At 51.3% G+C, this 16,974-nt stretch carries 14 protein-coding genes and 1 riboswitch; of the genes, 3 read left to right on the forward strand and 11 right to left on the reverse strand.

The features are described 5' to 3' along the window. Positions 1 to 14: 14 nt before the first annotated feature. On the reverse strand, positions 15 to 257 hold the full coding sequence (gene thiS, locus ABV298_RS21335) for a sulfur carrier protein ThiS (protein WP_353718189.1): 243 nt from the start codon (positions 255 to 257) through the stop codon (positions 15 to 17). A 71-nt stretch (positions 258 to 328) separates the two neighbouring features. Further along, positions 329 to 424, reverse strand: a riboswitch (TPP riboswitch). A 142-nt stretch (positions 425 to 566) separates the two neighbouring features. Between thiS and ABV298_RS21340 the strand changes: the two genes are divergently transcribed. Next, positions 567 to 1,070, forward strand: coding sequence for an N-acetyltransferase family protein (locus tag ABV298_RS21340; protein ID WP_353718190.1), 504 nt, complete (start codon positions 567 to 569; stop codon positions 1,068 to 1,070). Between the two features lie 288 nt (positions 1,071 to 1,358). Here the strand turns inward: ABV298_RS21340 and ABV298_RS21345 are convergent, their stop codons facing one another. The 7 genes from ABV298_RS21345 to ABV298_RS21375 form a co-directional block, all read right to left on the reverse strand. Continuing rightward, positions 1,359 to 2,465, reverse strand: coding sequence for a bile acid:sodium symporter family protein (locus ABV298_RS21345; RefSeq protein WP_353718191.1), 1,107 nt, complete (start codon positions 2,463 to 2,465; stop codon positions 1,359 to 1,361). A gap of 96 nt (positions 2,466 to 2,561) precedes the next feature. Beyond that, positions 2,562 to 3,494 (reverse strand): RraA family protein, encoded by a 933-nt coding sequence (locus tag ABV298_RS21350; protein ID WP_353718192.1) that lies wholly within the window; start codon positions 3,492 to 3,494, stop codon positions 2,562 to 2,564. Positions 3,495 to 3,547: 53 nt separating this feature from the next. Beyond that, positions 3,548 to 5,335 (reverse strand): CocE/NonD family hydrolase, encoded by a 1,788-nt coding sequence (locus tag ABV298_RS21355; protein ID WP_353718193.1) that lies wholly within the window; start codon positions 5,333 to 5,335, stop codon positions 3,548 to 3,550. A gap of 17 nt (positions 5,336 to 5,352) precedes the next feature. After that, positions 5,353 to 6,627 carry an amidohydrolase/deacetylase family metallohydrolase gene (locus tag ABV298_RS21360; protein WP_353718194.1) on the reverse strand — a complete coding sequence of 425 codons (1,275 nt, stop codon included), beginning with the start codon at positions 6,625 to 6,627 and terminating at the stop codon, positions 5,353 to 5,355. A gap of 169 nt (positions 6,628 to 6,796) precedes the next feature. Continuing rightward, the gene (locus ABV298_RS21365) at positions 6,797 to 8,359 is read right to left on the reverse strand and encodes a SusD/RagB family nutrient-binding outer membrane lipoprotein (protein WP_353718195.1); all 1,563 of its coding nucleotides are present in this window, start codon (positions 8,357 to 8,359) and stop codon (positions 6,797 to 6,799) included. A gap of 21 nt (positions 8,360 to 8,380) precedes the next feature. After that, on the reverse strand, positions 8,381 to 11,815 hold the full coding sequence (locus tag ABV298_RS21370; protein WP_353718196.1) for a SusC/RagA family TonB-linked outer membrane protein: 3,435 nt from the start codon (positions 11,813 to 11,815) through the stop codon (positions 8,381 to 8,383). Positions 11,816 to 12,021: 206 nt separating this feature from the next. After that, positions 12,022 to 13,119: a FecR family protein gene (locus ABV298_RS21375; protein ID WP_353718197.1), complete on the reverse strand. Its 1,098-nt coding sequence runs from the start codon at positions 13,117 to 13,119 to the stop codon at positions 12,022 to 12,024. 294 nt (positions 13,120 to 13,413) lie between these two features. Between ABV298_RS21375 and ABV298_RS21380 the strand changes: the two genes are divergently transcribed. Both ABV298_RS21380 and ABV298_RS21385 read left to right on the forward strand, forming a co-directional pair. Further along, positions 13,414 to 13,911, forward strand: coding sequence for an ImmA/IrrE family metallo-endopeptidase (locus ABV298_RS21380; protein WP_353718198.1), 498 nt, complete (start codon positions 13,414 to 13,416; stop codon positions 13,909 to 13,911). After that, positions 13,901 to 14,284, forward strand: coding sequence for a hypothetical protein (locus tag ABV298_RS21385; RefSeq protein WP_353718199.1), 384 nt, complete (start codon positions 13,901 to 13,903; stop codon positions 14,282 to 14,284). Before ABV298_RS21380 ends, ABV298_RS21385 begins: the two co-directional genes overlap by 11 nt. A 21-nt stretch (positions 14,285 to 14,305) precedes the next feature. Here ABV298_RS21385 and ABV298_RS21390 read toward each other — a convergent pair whose 3' ends face one another. From ABV298_RS21390 to ABV298_RS21400, 3 genes are all read right to left on the reverse strand, one after another. Further along, on the reverse strand, positions 14,306 to 15,484 hold the full coding sequence (locus tag ABV298_RS21390) for an acyltransferase (RefSeq protein WP_353718200.1): 1,179 nt from the start codon (positions 15,482 to 15,484) through the stop codon (positions 14,306 to 14,308). 109 nt (positions 15,485 to 15,593) lie between these two features. Continuing rightward, complete coding sequence (locus tag ABV298_RS21395; RefSeq protein WP_353718201.1) at positions 15,594 to 16,205, reverse strand: sigma-70 family RNA polymerase sigma factor; 612 nt, start codon at positions 16,203 to 16,205, stop codon at positions 15,594 to 15,596. Positions 16,206 to 16,502: 297 nt separating this feature from the next. Continuing rightward, on the reverse strand, positions 16,503 to 16,970 hold the full coding sequence (locus tag ABV298_RS21400; RefSeq protein ID WP_353718202.1) for a RidA family protein: 468 nt from the start codon (positions 16,968 to 16,970) through the stop codon (positions 16,503 to 16,505). Positions 16,971 to 16,974 lie beyond the last annotated feature (4 nt).

A 16,974-nucleotide genomic window follows, 5' to 3' on the forward strand; every position in this document is an offset into this window, starting at 1 on the left:
GGGATTGCAAGGGCTTATCCGCCTTGCGTGGCGGTAATGACGGTGACGTGGTCGTTGGGAGAGAGCAGGCGCGTGGGCCAGTCGGATTTCGGGACTACCGATTGATTGATGGCAATCGCAATGCCTTTTACACGCGACACGTCCGCGACATTTGCGGGAGTCCCGTGATCGCCGGACGGAAAAAGTTCGGACACAATCTGCCCCAGCGTGCAGGATGCCGCGATTTCCCTGGATTGACCGTTGATGGTGATTTCCATTCCTGATTCAGTTTTAAATGTAAAAACCTTAGGAATGGACCTATGAGGAAAGAATAAACGGAGATACGTGCACAGTAACTCCTGCTTTTCCCTTCGGCAGTACTAGCTGCATCAGGTTCAAAGGGTATAATCTCAGTCCGCATGTCGGGACACCCCTAAAGTTGAAGCAAAGCTATTCTAAATTCAGGATTTTCAAAAGAATTAGAAAAAAACGTAAGCCGGATGGCGGTTTAGGCGTGAATTTTTTTAAAATTATAAGGTATTTTTGGCCCTTATTAATAAACCTGTATAACGACCTGCTTTATTTTGATGGATTTGATCATCAGAAGTGCGGCTCCTAAGGATCTGCCTTCGCTGTTGGAAATTATCAACCACGCTATTCTGAACACCACGGCTATTTATGACTACGAACCACGGACCATGGAACAACAAAAGGCCTGGTTTGAGCAGATGTTCTATGACGGTATGCCGGTGATTGTGGCGGAGCTGGAGGGCGAAGTGATCGGTTATGGTTCCTACAATATTTTCCGTCCCAAAATCGGGTATAAATTCAGTGTGGAGCATTCGATTTATCTGGACGAGAAGTCGAGGGGAATGGGCGTAGGCGGCAAATTGCTCGGCAGCCTCATTCAGCGTGCGAAAGAATCAGGGTTACATACAATGATTGGGTGCATTGATGCTTCCAATCGCGCAAGCATCGAATTTCACAAGAAATACGGGTTTGTGGAAAAGGGTTATCTTAAAGAAGTCGCCTATAAGTTCGACCAGTGGCTGGATCTGGTGTATATGCAATTGTTGTTGGAGGAGGATTGATATTTTTGAGGAGGAAGGAGGAAGGGGAGGAGGTTGATTGGATGGGGGCGGGAGTGGTCAGGTATTGTCAGGAGTGGTCAGGGTTAGTCGGGAATGGTCAAGATTAGTCAGGAATGGTCAGGGTTAGTTGAGAAGAGTTATCCAATAAAATTGACAATACTTGACAATACTTGACAATACTTGACAATACTTAACAACACCTCACAACAATCAACAACACTTGACAATACCTGACAACACTTGACAAAACGAGACGAGGCGCAGCTTACACTACGCCTCGTCTCGTTTTCAATGGGCCCTGCCCGTTTCGACGTAAGTGTCTTCATCGCCGGTTGGCTTTCCTTGCCACCAGGACGCGAGAATGGAGCCGGTGATGTTCATCAGCGGTCCGAAAATCGCGGGGGCGAGGCCGACGGTCGCCATTTTGCCCATTTCCTTGGCGATACCGGAAGCTAATCCCCCGTTTTGCATGCCTACTTCGATGGCAATGGTACGGCAGTCGCGCTCGCTCATACGGAACAAACGTCCCGACCAGTAACCGAGTGTGTAGCCCGAAAGGTTGTGGATCAATACAAGCAGCAATAACGCAGGCCCGATGGAAAGGAGGCTGTCGCGACCGGCAGCCGTGATGATCACGATGATAAATGCGATCCCGCCCATTGAAACCAGCGGCATGGCGGCGTCGAGCCATTTCACTTTTCCGCTGAAAAGCTTGTTAAAGATCAGCCCCGCGCCGATTGGAATGATTACCATTTTGATAATATCCCACATCATATGAAGCGTGTCGATCTTCACAAACGCGCCGGCGAGCATGCTCATCAGGATCGGCGTCACGATCGGGGCGAGCATGGTGGAAATGGCGGTAATGGTGATCGACAATGCTAGGTTGGCTTTGGCGAGATAAGAGATCACATTGGACGCCATGCCATTCGGCGAGCAGCCGATGAGGATGATCCCCGCAGCGATTTCGGGCGGGAAGCCGCTGAGGTTGGCCAGCGTATAGCCGATCGTTGGCATAATGATGAAATGGCTGATTACGCCGATTAACACGCCTTTGGGCATTTTAACCACACCCACGAAGTCCTGGAAACTCATGGAAGTACCCATGCCGAACATGATGACCTGAATGAGTGGAGTGATCAGGGTTGAAAGTTTGAAGTCACCCACAGAAAGGAAGTGCTGCGGGTAGTACAATGCCGTGGTCACTGCAGCAAAAATGACGGTGGTGTAGGTAAAACCTTTCAGTTTTTCATAGCCTCTGAAACTAATGGCCGTCGACAGAAAAAAAGCGATAAAGAAAGGGCCGGCCGAGGGCAGGCTGCCGGTGAAAGCGAGGTAGAGTGCGATCAGCAGACAAACCGCGGCGACACCCGACATGAGCTTGTAAATATTCATATAAATGTATTTAAAATGCAATTTTAAAAATGCGAAAGAAAATTCCTGTCTGTTTCACCAAACAGGAAATGCTGAAAACCGGTCGCGATTACTCGCCTACCAGGTTCTTTTTTTCATGTATTCGTCTAGTTCCGAACGCTTCATGGGAATTTCGTTCGGGTTTTTGTCGAGCCATTTGAGGAAGTCGGTTTTCAGGGCGTCGGTCCATTGGCTGTCGATCTGGCCGGGGGTGTATTTGCCTTCTTTCAGCATTTGAATACCGAATTTATCACGCAATGCGATGAACTCGGCCGTTTGCACCACTTTCTCTACCATGTGCGCAGGCACGAAGATTACCCCTTCTTTTTTGGCTAAAACGAGGTCGCCTGGGAGCACCACGGCGCGTCCGATGCGGATAGGCGTATTGATGCCGGTTACCACGGCGTCTTTTAAATAGGAAGGGTCGAAATCACGGACGAACGCATTGAAGCCGGGGATTTTGGAAAGTCCGTCGAGGTCGCGCACGGAGGCGTCGAATACCACACCGTTGCCTGTTTTGGCGAAAATAGAGTTCGCGAGATTGTCGCCGATCAGCGTTCCTTCCACGATTTTGCCCATGCCATCGGCCACATATACGTCGCCTTTAGTGAGCATATCGATCGGCCAGGAGTTGGTGTTGCCGATGCGGCCCTGCTTGGCGCCGCGGTCTTTGATATTCTTTTCGATATCGGGCCGGGAAGGCATAAACTGCGCTGTCAATGCGCGTCCGGCGATCACCACGTCGTCGTGTACGATCTTCCAGTTGCCTTCGAACTGGCAGTTATAACCTTCATTTTTGAGTACTACCCAGGCTTCTTCGATATTGATGTCCTTTGCGCGGCGGACGAGGTCGTCGGAGATTTTCGGGCGACCGTCGGGAAAGCGTTCGCCTTTCCATTCGGAGGTCAGGAAAATCAGTTCTTCTTTCGGGATGGTTTGCGACTTTGCGGTTTGCAGGCTTCCGAAAGTCAGGGTCAGGATCGTCGTTAAAGAGAGAATCGGTAATTTCATGGGATAAGAAAAAAGAGTTCGGCTGAATTGAGTGAATAAAATTAGGCAAAATATCAATGTTGACTAAGGTCGGTGACAACGGGCAGCACTATGTGGCTCAGTTTGGTACCACCGTGGTGGACGGTCTGCTGCGCCACTCTCGTTTTGGTGCTCGTCCCCAGCGGATCGCCGGTATTGGGATTACGGTCGAACTGCGGGAAGTTGCTAGACGTAATATCGACCCGGATGCGGTGACCGGGCCGGAACACGTTGGCGGTACCCGTCATTTCGATTTCATATTCGTACACCCGGTCGGGCGTGAGCAGTTTCATTTTATCGGGCCCCTCGCGGAATCTGGCACGGATGATGCCTTCGGAAACGGGCATTGCGAAGCCGTCCGGGTAGACATCCACCAGTTTCACCATCCAATCGGTATCGCGGCCGTCGGTGGCGGCGTGGAGTTTCATTTTCACCAGGCCTGCGATGGTTACCGGCTTTTCGAGGAATTCGCTCGTGTACACGAGCACGTCCTCGCGCTGTTCGAGCGGGCGCTGGTCGCGCGGGCCGGAGAGGGTGGGGGTGCCGCAGCAGTTATTGCCGCCGACGGTAGGTACCGGGCTTTGCGGGTCGTAGCGGTAACTGTCGGTCGCGGATTTGGCGGGTTTTTCAAAGGTTAATGTGCCTTTTCCGCGTACGGAATTGGCGTTGCCGCCGCCCAGGTAGAGCTCTCTATACTGTGTGCCGGGAATAGGCCAGTCGGTTTCGGCGCGCCATTGGTTTACACCCATATAAAACAGGCGCACCGGCTTGTCGGTTTCGATGGCGTTTTTAATGCCTTTCAGATGGTAATCAAAAAACGACAGCTCGGTTTCGAACTGATCGACGTAGGCTGCGGGCGTGAAGTCCACATCCCCGAATTTTTGTGAAGGTCCGTGTCCCCATGGACCGATAATCATCCGTGCGCCATTGCGTGCTTCGGGCGTGGCACCCTTGTTTTTCATTCCCACATAACCATTAATGGTGCCCATCACGAAAATGTCGAACCAGCCGCCGGAGACGTAGGTAGGGACTTTAATTTTATCGAATCGTTCTTCGTCGCTGATCGCCTTCCAGTAGTCGTCATAGCTTTCGTGCCTGATCCAGTCGCGGTAATGCGGTACAATGGCCCCGGCGCTTTGAAGGTCGCCATCCTGCAAAGGCAGATGCATGAGAATATTGGCATATTTCAGTTCTTCAGGCGTAAAGGCCTCGGTGTGCCAGTATTGCGGCAGCATAATGCGGTTGGGCATACGCACCACGCCCCAGCCGTAGTTGAAGCTGAGGCGGAATGCGCCGCCCATGGTAATCCAGTTGGCATAGATATTCGTGGAAGCCAGTGAGGGGAACGCCGCTACCAGGTGCGGCGGGTTCAGGCTCGCGGCTTGCCACTGGTTATGTCCGAGATAGCTTCCTCCCTGCGTGGCCACTTTCCCGTTCGAAAACGGCTGAGCGGCAGCCCATTCGATGGTGTCGTAGCCGTCTTTGGCCTCATCGCGGAAAGGCTCCCATTTGCCTTCGCTTTCGTAGCGCCCGCGCACATCCTGTACCACCACCGCATACCCGCGTTGCGCGAACTTGATCATCGTTTGGTGCACACCGTCGCGCTGCACGCCGTAAGGAGTACGCGTTACGATGGTGGGGTAGCGCCCCGGGGCGGCGGGCATGTACACGTCCGCGTAGAGCACCACGCCGTCGCGCATGCGCACGGGCTTGTGCCGCTCGATACGGATTTCGTTGAGCGTGTTTTCCGCGAACAGGGAACCCGCGGACGAAAGAATGGCCAGGACCGCCAGCATTGCGGCACGAAGGGTTTTCAGCATCATCACATCGGAGGTTTAAACTATCTTCTCGAAACGACGATCGGGTTGGTCAGGCCATTGAGGTCGTATACCACTTTTCCGGCGCGAATGGTCACTTCGGCTTCGAGTTTTTGCTTGCCTTGTACCTTGGCTCCGGTGTAATCGAAGAAGCCGAATGTGCCGGTGTCGTTCATCTGGAATTTGCCGTCGAGCACGCGCAGTACGGACACATCCGCACGCGAGCCTACCGAGAGGTTCCCGAGCTCTTCGCGGTGAATGGCCTGTGCGGGAGCCCAGGTGCTGGCTTTGATCACCGAAGGCAGGTCCATTCCCATTGCCAGGAATTTGGACATAACATTTAGCATATCCTTCATCGCGTTGTTCATGCTGCCCGTGTGGATGTCGGTACTGATGGTGTTGGGGTAAAAGCCGGATTTCACAGCCGGGATCGCCTGCGAGAATGCGAAGCTGATACCGCCGTAACCCACGTCGAAAATAATGCCTTTCTTGCGCGCTTCATATACGAACGGCTTGACTTTCCCTGCTTTCACATCCACGATCGGTTCTCTGCTGCTGAGCTGGCCGAAGCAGTGCGTGAAAATGTCGCCGGGACGGAGGTGTTTCATGAAAAGTTCTTCGATGGGTAATACCGGCTGGCTGCCGCCGAAATCGATCATGACGGGAATATTGGCGAGCTTGCCGGCTTCCACGGCGCGGTCGGTAGGCGTCCAGTTGTAGCCGTTGAAGTGGGCCAGTTTGATACCCACGATGTATTCGGGATATTCCTTCGCGACTCTGCCGGTGGCGGCAGCGTCCATATCTTCTATGTTCTGCTCATAAGTACCGCCGCGCATGCCTTCGCCCACGATGTTCAGGAAAGAGAGCACCCGGGTTTTGGAAATATCGATAGTTTGTTTCTTGAAATCAGGAAACGACTTCCAGCCTGCGCAGCCGGCGTCTACGACCGTGGTAACACCCGTGCGGAATGTAAAACCGTCAGGGGGAAGGGCATTGGGACCGTTGCTGTAAGTCTGGTCCATTTTAGTACCATAAAAGTTGTGCGAATGGATGTCGATCAGTCCCGGCGTGACGAAAAGCCCTTTGGCATTGACGACCTGCACGCCTTCTTTGGCGTCGATGTTTTTGGCAACGAGCATGACTGTATCACCTTTCAGGGCGACATCCATAATGCTGTTGATATTGTTTTTGGGGTCGATCACATGGCCGCCCTTGATAACGATCGAGTACTTTTGGGCATGGGCTGCGAAACCCGCAGAACAGAAAAGGGCTGTGGCGATGAATATTTTTTTGATCATGGGTTTTGGTTTAGGAAAAAGCTGTTACAGTTAAGACAAAAAACACATCGAAATTCCTTATTCACAGGTCGAAAAATTTTTATACTAAAAAAGTGATACGGATTGCCGATTCTGGTCGGCAATCCGTATCGGTCGTTTATCGGATAAGCGGGCCGCGCATAAGCCCCGCTTATTTATCCCACCAGACTTTACTTGAAAGCGTGTTCGTACCGCCCTGGCGCGTACGTGCTTCGTAGAAGTTTTCCTTGTTATATTGCTCTTCCGAATCCGGAATCACGAAGCGCGTCGGGATTTGCCCGCCGGTGAGATTGCCGGGATAGTTGGTCGGGGTCAGCTTGGGATAGCCGGTGCGGCGCCAGTTCGAGAATATTTCGTACTCGTCTTCCAGAAAGAGCGTCACCCATTTCTGCGTACCGATTTGCTCCATTTTCTGCGCCAATGTGCCGCCGGTATTGAACGGGTTGGCTTTCAGGTAAGCCGCGATTTTGGCATCCGGGATCACACCGGCCGCGCCAAACAACGCCCATTGTTTCAAGCCGGAAGTCACGGCCGCATTGTAGGATGCCTCGGCAGTGGCGCCGCTGTACCAGCCTCTCAGGTTAGCTTCCGCCAGCAACAGGTGCATTTCGGCGGGCGTGAGTACGAGCAGCGGCGCGTTGTATTTAAGGATAGTGGCCGGGTTGGGCTCCGAATAGCTGTCGAAATCGCCGGGCAATCCGTTGAAAGCTGCATTCGGCATGCCTTTTTGCAATGCGGTAGTCGTATCGGCAACGTAAGGCGCCTTGTCGTTGGCTTTTGTCCAGACGATGGAGATTACGTTAAGGCGCGGATCGTGGGTCGTTTTCAGATGGTCGATCAGCGTTTTGGCAAACTTGCCGCCCTCCACATTGTCGCCGCCGGGATTCACATAGTCGGTGCTCATCAGGCCGGCGGAGATGAAGTTGCGGCTCGCGGTAATGGAGCCGTCCACGTAATCGATCTTTGCCAAATCGGCGTCGGCGGTGATTACGCCGCCGGCAATTGCTTTTTTAACCCAGGTTTCGGCCATGGCAGGATCTACCTCCGTCAGACGCATCCCGAGGCGGAGCATCAGCGAATACCCGAATTTTTTCCACTGGCCTATATTGCCGCCGTAAATCAGGTCCGCATTGCCGAAAGTGGTTTTGCTGGCATCGAAGGCCGTGATAGACTCTTCGATTTCTTTCAGCAAATCCGCGTAGATGAATGCCTGGGTGTCGTATTTCGGCGTGAAATTTTTATCGGTCAGCGCTTTACCGGCCTCGGTGTAGGGGATATCTCCATAGAGATCGGTGAGGCGATGGTAGAGGTATGCTTTCCAGATGCGTGCTACCGACAGCCGGTTTATGTCGTCCGGCGAGGTTTTTACGGCGTCGATCACCTGCGCAATGTCGATTACAGCTCCGGCCGTGGCGGGGTCCCCGCCAAACAACGCCCAGTTTCCGGTCGAATAGGTATAATTGAAATACTTGTCACCTGCCGCAGGTACCTCCTTGTAGGTCGCGAAATGCTGCATCGATTGCCCGATCGTCAGATAAGCGCCGCCGGTGAAGTTGTTGCTTACCGTGGTCAGCTGCGTCCGCGTGAAAAGGAAACCGGGGACGACATCCCTGGATGCATTCGGGTTTACATTCATTTCCTCGAAGTTGTTATCGCAGGACGAAATGAAGGCGGCCATGACGGCCATATAGGATAGTTTCAGGAATTTGTTCATCGTCACAAAAATTTTGAATGATTAAAACTTCACAGTCAGGTTCACACCCACATTGCGGGTCCGTGGCACACCGAATGCTTCCAGCCCCTGCGCGTTACCGTTGGTGTAGCTCGACTCCGGATCGAAGTATTTGTTACGCTTGTCCTTGTAAAGCAAGGCAAGGTTACGTCCGACGATCGACACCGAAGCGTTTTGCAGTTTGGCGCCGAGGATCGAGAATGCAGGCAGGTTGTAGCTCAAAATCACCTGGCGCAGCTTCACGAAGTCGTTGTCGAAGACAAACATTCCCGTGTAGTTTTTGTCATTGTCATAGTAAGTATCGATATCCTCTTTCTTCCAGGTTTTGCTGAAAGGCGCGCCTTCGGGGGTTACGCCGGTCACCGTCAGACCTGTTTCGCGACCGGGAAGCGTTTCTTTCGGCAGACCGAAGCGGTACGCGTACTGGTACAGGTTGGAATACACCACGCTTCCGAATTTACCGTCGATGAGGATATTCAGCGAGAAGTTTTTGTATTTGAAATTATTGGTGATCCCCATTGTCAAGGGAGGGGTGCCATTGCCGAGTTTTTCGAGATTACCGCGTACCGCGTAGCCGCTGGCAGTGTTGTACACAATGTTACCGTTTGCGTCTTTCAGTTTGTTATAACCCCAAACCTCGCCGTAGGTGCCGCCTACCACGTTGTTGATCAAACCGCCGCCAACGCCGGTACCAATGCTGAGCTGATCGAGGTTAGGAGCCAGCTGCACGATCTTACTTTTGTTATACGCCATATTGTAGCTGATATCCCACGTAAAATTGTTTTGCTTGATGGCCGTGCCGGTCAGCAAAAGTTCGATACCCTTGTTGCTCAGTTCGCCCACGTTCAGCAAGGCAGCCGTGTAGCCCGACGATGAAGCGATGTTGCTCTGAACAATATCGTCGGTGGTCTTGCGGTTGTAGAGCGTTACATCGATGCCCAGACGGTTTTGCAGGAATTTGGCCTCCAAACCCACTTCGTAAGTAGTTGAAGTCAACGGTTTCAGATCGGGGTTAGGCACAACCGAAGAAGACAACTGCTGCACTGGACGACCGTTGTGGCCGCCTACCGCCATTGCGTAGCTTTGGTAGATCTGGTACGGAAGCACGTTCGCGCCGCCTACCTGTGCCCACGAACCGCGCAGTTTCGCGAAGCTGACCACGGTGGGCAGTTTGAATGCTTCCGAAAGGATCAGCGAACCGCCGACGGCCGGGTAGAAAATGCTGTTGCTCTTGCTGTTCAGGACCGAAAACCAGTCCTGACGGCCCGAAAGCGTCAGGTAAGCGAAACCTTTGTAACCCAGGTCGGCAGAACCGAACAAGGAGTTGATACCGCTTTTATTGTAGGTAGGAACAACCGTCGACGTCGCCAGGTTGGTGAAGCTGTAAAAGCCGGGAATGGTGAATTCCGACCCGTTGAATGCCGTCTGGTCATACACGCTACGCTGCATGTTACCGCCTACAAGCGCCGAGAAGTTGAAGTCGTCGGAGAAATCCTTGGAGTAATTCAATGTCAGCATTCCGTTGGTTTCGGACGACGATATCTTTTTCGCTTCGTAGGTTCCCAACGGCTGGTACGCATTGTTGGTCGGCACCACGAACTCGTAGTTGAAGTTGTAGTAATCGCGGCTCACGCTACCCTTGATAAACAGGTTGTCCAGGATGTCGTATTTGATGTTGGCCTGGCCGAGAAAACGGTTTTTCTGGTCCTCGTTTTTGAATTTGTTAATCACGAAATAAGGGTTCGGAGCGGCAGGTACCGGGTTCCATTCCACTTCTTTGCCCGTCACCGGATCGTAACCCGGAGAAAGGCTTCTGATATCGACGGTATTCGCAACAAGATAGGTAGCCCAATGCGGGTTGTAGTCGGCATAACCCACTTTCGGGCGGTTATGGCCGTTTTCGAGGTTGTATTGGACAACCGTTTCGATGCTCAGTTTTTTGCCGAGAAATGCATTCAGGTTCAGGTTTGCGATTCTTCTATTGAAGGAAGAGTTCGGCACAATGCTGTTGGAGCTGGTATTGTTCAATCCGAAACGGAAGTTCACGGTCTCGTTACCGCCGGTGAACGAAAGCGAGTTGATGTAGTTGGTACCGGTTCTGTAAAAATTTTTCAGGTTGTTTTTTTGTGGGGAATACGGGCGCGCCACACCATCGAACTGCACCACTGGCGTGCCGTCCATTCTCGCACCGAACGACAAACGGCCCGAGCTTTTAGCCTTCGTCTGGTCGGCGGGTTTTACGCCGTCCACACCCTGTCCGTATTCATACTGCCAGTCGGGGATGATCGAAAGGTTATCTACCGAAAAGTTACCATTGTATTCCACGCCGATGCCTTTTTGTGCGCGGCCTTTTTTGGTGGTAATCAAAATCACACCATTGGAAGCACGGGCTCCGTAAAGCGCTGCCGCCGGACCGCCTTTAAGCACGCTGATCGACTCGATGTCGTCGGGGTTGATACCGCCGATACCATCACCGCGGTCGGTGTTGTTACCGTTACCATCCGAAGCGTTGCCGCCACCCGGCACGCTGTTGTCCATCGGCATACCGTTGATCACGTACAAAGGCTGGTTGTTACCGCTCAGGGAACCGTTTCCACGGATGATAATGCGGCTGGAACCGCCGGGACCGGTGGACATACCGGTTGCATTAACCCCCGCAATTTTACCCGTCAGCGCATTTGCCACGTTGTTTTCACGGGCTTGTGTAAACTCGCTGCCTTTTACCTCCGTCACTGCGTACGCGAGCGCTTTTTTCTCCTTGGAAATACCCAGAGCCGTTACGACCACCTCGTTCAACGCTTTGGCCTCGGGTGCCAGTTGTACATCAATATTGGTCTGGTTACCTACTGTGATTTCCTGCGTGGTGTATCCTACAAAGCTGAAAACCAGAGCGGCAGTAGCCACTTCACCGTCGGGAATATCCAGAAAAAATTTGCCGTCGGCGTCGGTGGAAGTGCCTCTTTGCGTCCCTTTTACGAGCACGCTCACACCAGGTAGGCCCGCGCCTGTTTCGTCGGTCACTTTACCGGTTACATTGCGTTTGGGAGCGGTTTTGGTGGCATTTTCTTCAACAGGTGCTTGTTCGCGGCGCAGGATAATGCGATCCTGGACCACTTCGTAAGTAACTTTATGCGGGGTCAGAATTTTGTTGAGTACTTCGGAGAGCGATTCGTCCTGGAATTTGTAGGATGTTTTCTGATTATTGAAGATCTGAGGATTGTACATGAATTTAACCTTCGTCACGCTCTCAATCTTCTCCAATGCCTTGTCAATCTCGGAATTGGCTAAACGCAAAGTCACTTTTTGTTCTAACACTCTTTGTCCACGCACGTCGTTTGCATGCACAAAAGTGCCGAACGCGATGGAGAGCAGGGCTTGATACAGCGTAATGCGCATGATTTTCTGTAAAGCATGGTGAAATTGTACTCTTTTTGACATAATTTTGATTTTTGTCGGGTTAAAATTCGGCATAATGATTCCCACAGCAGCCTCATTCAGATGCTGTTAAGCGTACACAAGCAGGGGATTGATCGGGTCGGTGGTGTTGCAGCATCATCGACCTTTTTGGGAATAGTGATCAGTAACGGTTTCTGTTCATAGGCACGGGTGAATTTGTCATAAAGTATTGAGAGAAAGGTATTTCGTTAACATCCTTTACTGTTGATGATAATGCTTGCGTCGAGCTGCTCGTATTGCGCGCCGATCGTCTTGCAAATCAGGTTGATCTTTTCGAAAAGCGGTTCGTCCGACAGCGAGGCGGTGAGGTAGCAGTTCTGCATCACTTCCGCGTCGAAGACGATCTTCACGCCGTATGATTTTTCCAATGCCGCGAACACTTCGCTGATCGGCGTTCCCTTGAACTCAAACGACTGTCGTTGTATAGGTAATTCCAGGAGTTTAGGGTCCGGAATAAGGCTTCTGGTTAGCCGTAACTCGTTAGGAGCGAATGTGATCTGTTGGTTGGGTGTCAGCACCATCCCGCCCAGCTTGTCATCGGCATGCTGACTGGAAATAGCTTCTTTTGTCATCGGGAAAACCGACACCTTACCCGTTTTTACCACTACTTTCACCTCCTGGTCATCGAACGCGCTCACTTTGAAGCTCGTCCCCAATACCTTCGTAGCCAGCGTATGCGCATACACGTAAAAAGGTTTGTCGGGATTTTTGGCCACTTCAAAGAATGCCTCGCCCCTCAGAAAAACTTCGCGCTTGCGGCCCTCGAACCGGCGGGGATAGGTAATGCGGCTGTCAGGTTGCAGGAGGACCGAGCTTCCGTCTTCCAGGATCACCAGTTTGGCTTCGTTTCCCGTATTCACCGCCTCGATCAGCGGTTCTTTGATCCGGCTCAGAATCACCTTGTATTGATCCGACTGCTGCTGCGAAAGCGTTTGCTTGTTGTACCACCAGCCGGCAAACATCAGGATTAGTACCGAAGCCGCCATGTGGTACCAGTTTGGCCTGAAACGCAGCCAAACCGACGATTTTTTCGCATGGTTTTCACCGATTGCATGGGATAGCCGGTAAATTTCATTAGCCACTTCCTCGTCCGAGATCCGGTCGAATACCGTATCTGCCGCAGCCAGGAAATTTCTGGCGCGATCCACGAGATCCTGCTTATCCGGGTTATGTTCGAGCCATTCGGTCCAAACGGCTTCGTCGGCGGGGTTGTTGAACAGCACCCAGCGTCTGAAAGATGGATCGGCGGCCAGTTCCTCCGGAAGAAAATTGCGGTAATGGAGCATATCGGGCAAATAATAATATGGCTAATTTTAATAAGGATGCAAGAACATTGCGCCGATACTCTCTTTTTGGAAATAATTTTTTGAAAAATTGGTACGTGGGATTCATACCGCGCCTTTTTTATCTCCCCACCTCCCGTTATCTCTACCGTTAATGAACTGGAATCGACCGGAAGATTATTGATTGATTTTTAAGGTATCATTTATTTGGTTTTATGAGTATCAATGAGTATTTTCATGGAACAAATGGGGAAAATGCGTTTGTAATAAACAGTTAATTGCATAAAGAACCGAGCAATGAAATACGAAATGACTCCGGACTATCATAGAGCAAAAGGGGAGGCCATTAGCCTGCTGCAAAAGTTTGGACTGGAGAAGCCGCCGGTCAATCCGATGGAGATCGCCCAACGTCTCGGCGCAAAAGTCTCGTTCGTGGAGTTCGAAAAGAAACTGAACAACATATCGGGCTTTTACGATTTTGAGGAGGATACTATCTTCGTCAACATGGATGAATATCCGCTGAGGCAGACTTTTACGATTGCCCATGAACTGGGGCACAGGATATTGCATGCGGAATGGGCAAAATCGTCGGATTATAAGGTCCTTCTCCGGGAAGATACCGGCACCACGGACTCCAAAGAAGCGGAAGCGAATACTTTTGCGGCCAATCTGTTGGTTCCGAGGTTCATGCTTGACAAGTATTGGGAAGGATTGTCGGCTACCCAGCTATCGGAACTGTTCGCAGTGTCTGTTCCCGTGATTAAAAACCGCATTTCTTTTGAATATGGAGCCTAGCAGGATTCAGGCAAAAAAGGGAATTATCAAAAAGGAACAGACAGACACCCAATTCACCGAAAAACAGGCCGCTGCGCATCAAATGGAGCTTGAAATCACCAGGGAGGGGAACCGGCACGAAAAAGATATGCGTAGCACGGACCTCGGCGTATTGGGCAGGTTCTTTGGCGACGGGCGTAATACCCAGACGTTCGTGGCATTTATGGCTGTGCTTTCCGGAGTGTTGATTTTCGACATTTGCCTGATTGCCGCGTACAGGAAGCCGGCTGAAGCGCAGTTCTGGTCGGATGCCGGTTTGAAGGCGCTGGCATTTGCCGGTACTGCGCTGGGATATCTTTTTGGAAAAGGATCCAATAGCAAATTGCGTGGATAATGAACGGTTGTTTGATAGTACTTAGAGATATTTTTTAACAAACCCGATTTTTTTCAGCGGAATGCTGATGGCCCAGCTTCCGGAGAGTGAAACGAGGAAGGTCAGGATGAATTTGCCGAACGCCGGCAGCGCGGCGTGCAGGAAGAAATATTGCGTCCAAATAACAAACGGGTAGTGCAGTAAATAAATCAGGTAAGCATGCTCCGCAAGGGAATTCCATACCGCGTTCCCGCTTTTGACCAACGCCCGGAAGCCTGTCATAAACGCAATGCAGCTGAAAGTGCAGGATAAAACATAAATGGTGAAGTAAATGAAGTGTCCGGTGAATTCTGGCAGTTTGCCTTCTGTGACCAATCGCGTTAGGAATGGTGCTATGGCCGTGAGGAACGTATATGTACCAACGCACAGAAAAATCCATAACTTCCAACGGCGGACCAGTGGCGAGCAGCGACCGAACAGTGATTCGTTGAAATGTACTTTCCCCAACCACGTTCCCAACAGGAAGTAGCCGAAATATAGGGCCGCCCGGCTTATTTGAAAGTCAAAAGGCCCGAGGCCGGTCCATTTGCCGGGACCAAGCCAGAATGCAAAAGGGACGTAAAGTGCGAAAGTAAAAAGATACCAGTAGGTGATTACACGGGTCGGGCCGTAAACTTCCGGTGCCGGCAAGCCGGAGGTGCGCGCAAAGACTGAATTTTTAAGCGAATACCATGCAGCAAATATCGCATTAAAGGTGAATAACACCCAAAGGAACCACGGTGGGCCGACAGGCCATTGCTCTACAATAAAGAAGTCTGTTATATATGCATGCAACCCTTTGTTACCATGTGCGAGCATAAAGGAAGGATAATGCGCGACGAGGTTCACCAAGGTGCCGCCGATAATAAAAGGAATGAATAGCCGGAAAAACCGGTCACGGAGGAATGCGCCGGGGCCTTTGCGCTGAATACTCTTAACCACGAATAGCCCGGCGATCAGGAACATCAGCGACATAAAGAACACGTCGTTGAAGTTTTCGAAAATATCGAGACCGATCCAGCGGCGCGTGTCAACGACGGGGTGGGTAGATCGTATGTAGGCGACTTTATCGAAGCGGGCAAATGTCGTGTATGCAAGCGACGAATGGTGCGCTACAACCAGCACGGTTAAAAACGAACGGAGGTAGTCGACCCAGATGGTCCGGCCGGGGGCTTGATGCATGCGTTATGGTTTATTACCGGAAGATACCCAAACGGCATCTCTGGTTGCACGAGGTCGGGGTTTCGTTAAATTTAACGGAGCGCCGCCGTAAGCCGATTGGTCAGCGAATCTACGCCTGAAATGCCAGACAAAGCAACAGCAGATTGCTGATCGGATGAATGTGTTGTTTGAGTGTAGTCATCGCCTTGAAAAGCAAGTTGGCGACCGATTGCCGGTTTACCTGCATGAGGTCCGCAATCTGCTCGTTGTCCATTCCTTCAAAATATTTAAGGAAGACGGCTTCTTTTTGGCGGCGGGGCAGCTCTTCGATAGCACCACGTATCCTGACCTGGTTTTCACTCAGGAGCTCGTTCCGTTCGATTTCCGTTTCTACCGTTTGGTAGTCGGAAAGCTGGCTGGCTTCGTCGATATCCAGAAATGGATGGGAGCCGTTGCTACGTCGGAACTCCTGCATAAGCTGGTTCCGGAGTGCGCGGAGAAAGTAAATGGTAACGAACCGAATTTGAATGCTCTGGCGTTTTTCCCAGATATGGATCATCAGGTCCTGGATCGCGTCCTTGATGAACTCCCGGTTCGTGGTGAAATTGAAGGCGTAGTTGAAAAGTGTGCGGTATTGTTTATCGGCAAGCTGGCAAAAAGCCAGACTGTCCCCGGCCTGGCTCTGATGCCAGAGATTTAAAAGAACTTCATTCTCCTCAGCGATGCGTTGTTTCTTGTTCAATTTTAATCGGGTCAGTTAAACAAATTAACTGTTAAATCGCCATAATCTAAAATATAAGTCCGACTTTATTTTTAGTGAGCGAATTTAATGCTGGTGAATTGTATTATTCCAAAATAAAAATCCGATAATTTGTGTATAAGCGGCTGAATTTACAGGGATGGTTATATCTGAAATTGGAGAAAAGAAAGGAAGAGTTGGCACAGGGCAGCCCTTCGGCCCTGCTCACGGTGGCAAATCGTGTCGCCGTGAGCAGGGCTGGTCCCCCGGGGAGATCTAAGGGCCTTCACCAGCGTTATGTTAAACGTACGCAATGCAGTCGATTTCAACGAGGGAGTCACCGGGCACACCGCCGTATACCGCTACTGTGGTGCGGCATGGGGGTTTGCTGCCGAAACGGCCTTTGTAGGCTTCGTTCATAGCCTTGTAGTCGTTCAGGTCGTGCAGGAACACGGAGCATTTGAGTACTTTCTCCATGGAGGAACCTGCTTTGATCAGCTCCTTTTCGAGCTCGTCCAGCACGTGTTTGGTATGGGCCGTAATGTCACCCTCGAAGTGCGCGCCCTTGCCCGCGACAAATACGAGATTGCCATATTTGGTATGGCCTGAGAAAAGGGGTACATCCTGGTACATCGTTACGTCGCCCACCTCTTTCTGTGGTGCCGGGGCGGCTACTTCGGCCTTGACCTTGGATGCAGCACCTATGCCCGCGATACCCGCTACGGATGCGAAAAGCTTTTTAATAAGAGATCGTCTTTCAGATTTCATAACA

Source organism: Dyadobacter sp. 676, assembly GCF_040448675.1.
In the GTDB taxonomy this organism is placed as follows: domain Bacteria; phylum Bacteroidota; class Bacteroidia; order Cytophagales; family Spirosomataceae; genus Dyadobacter.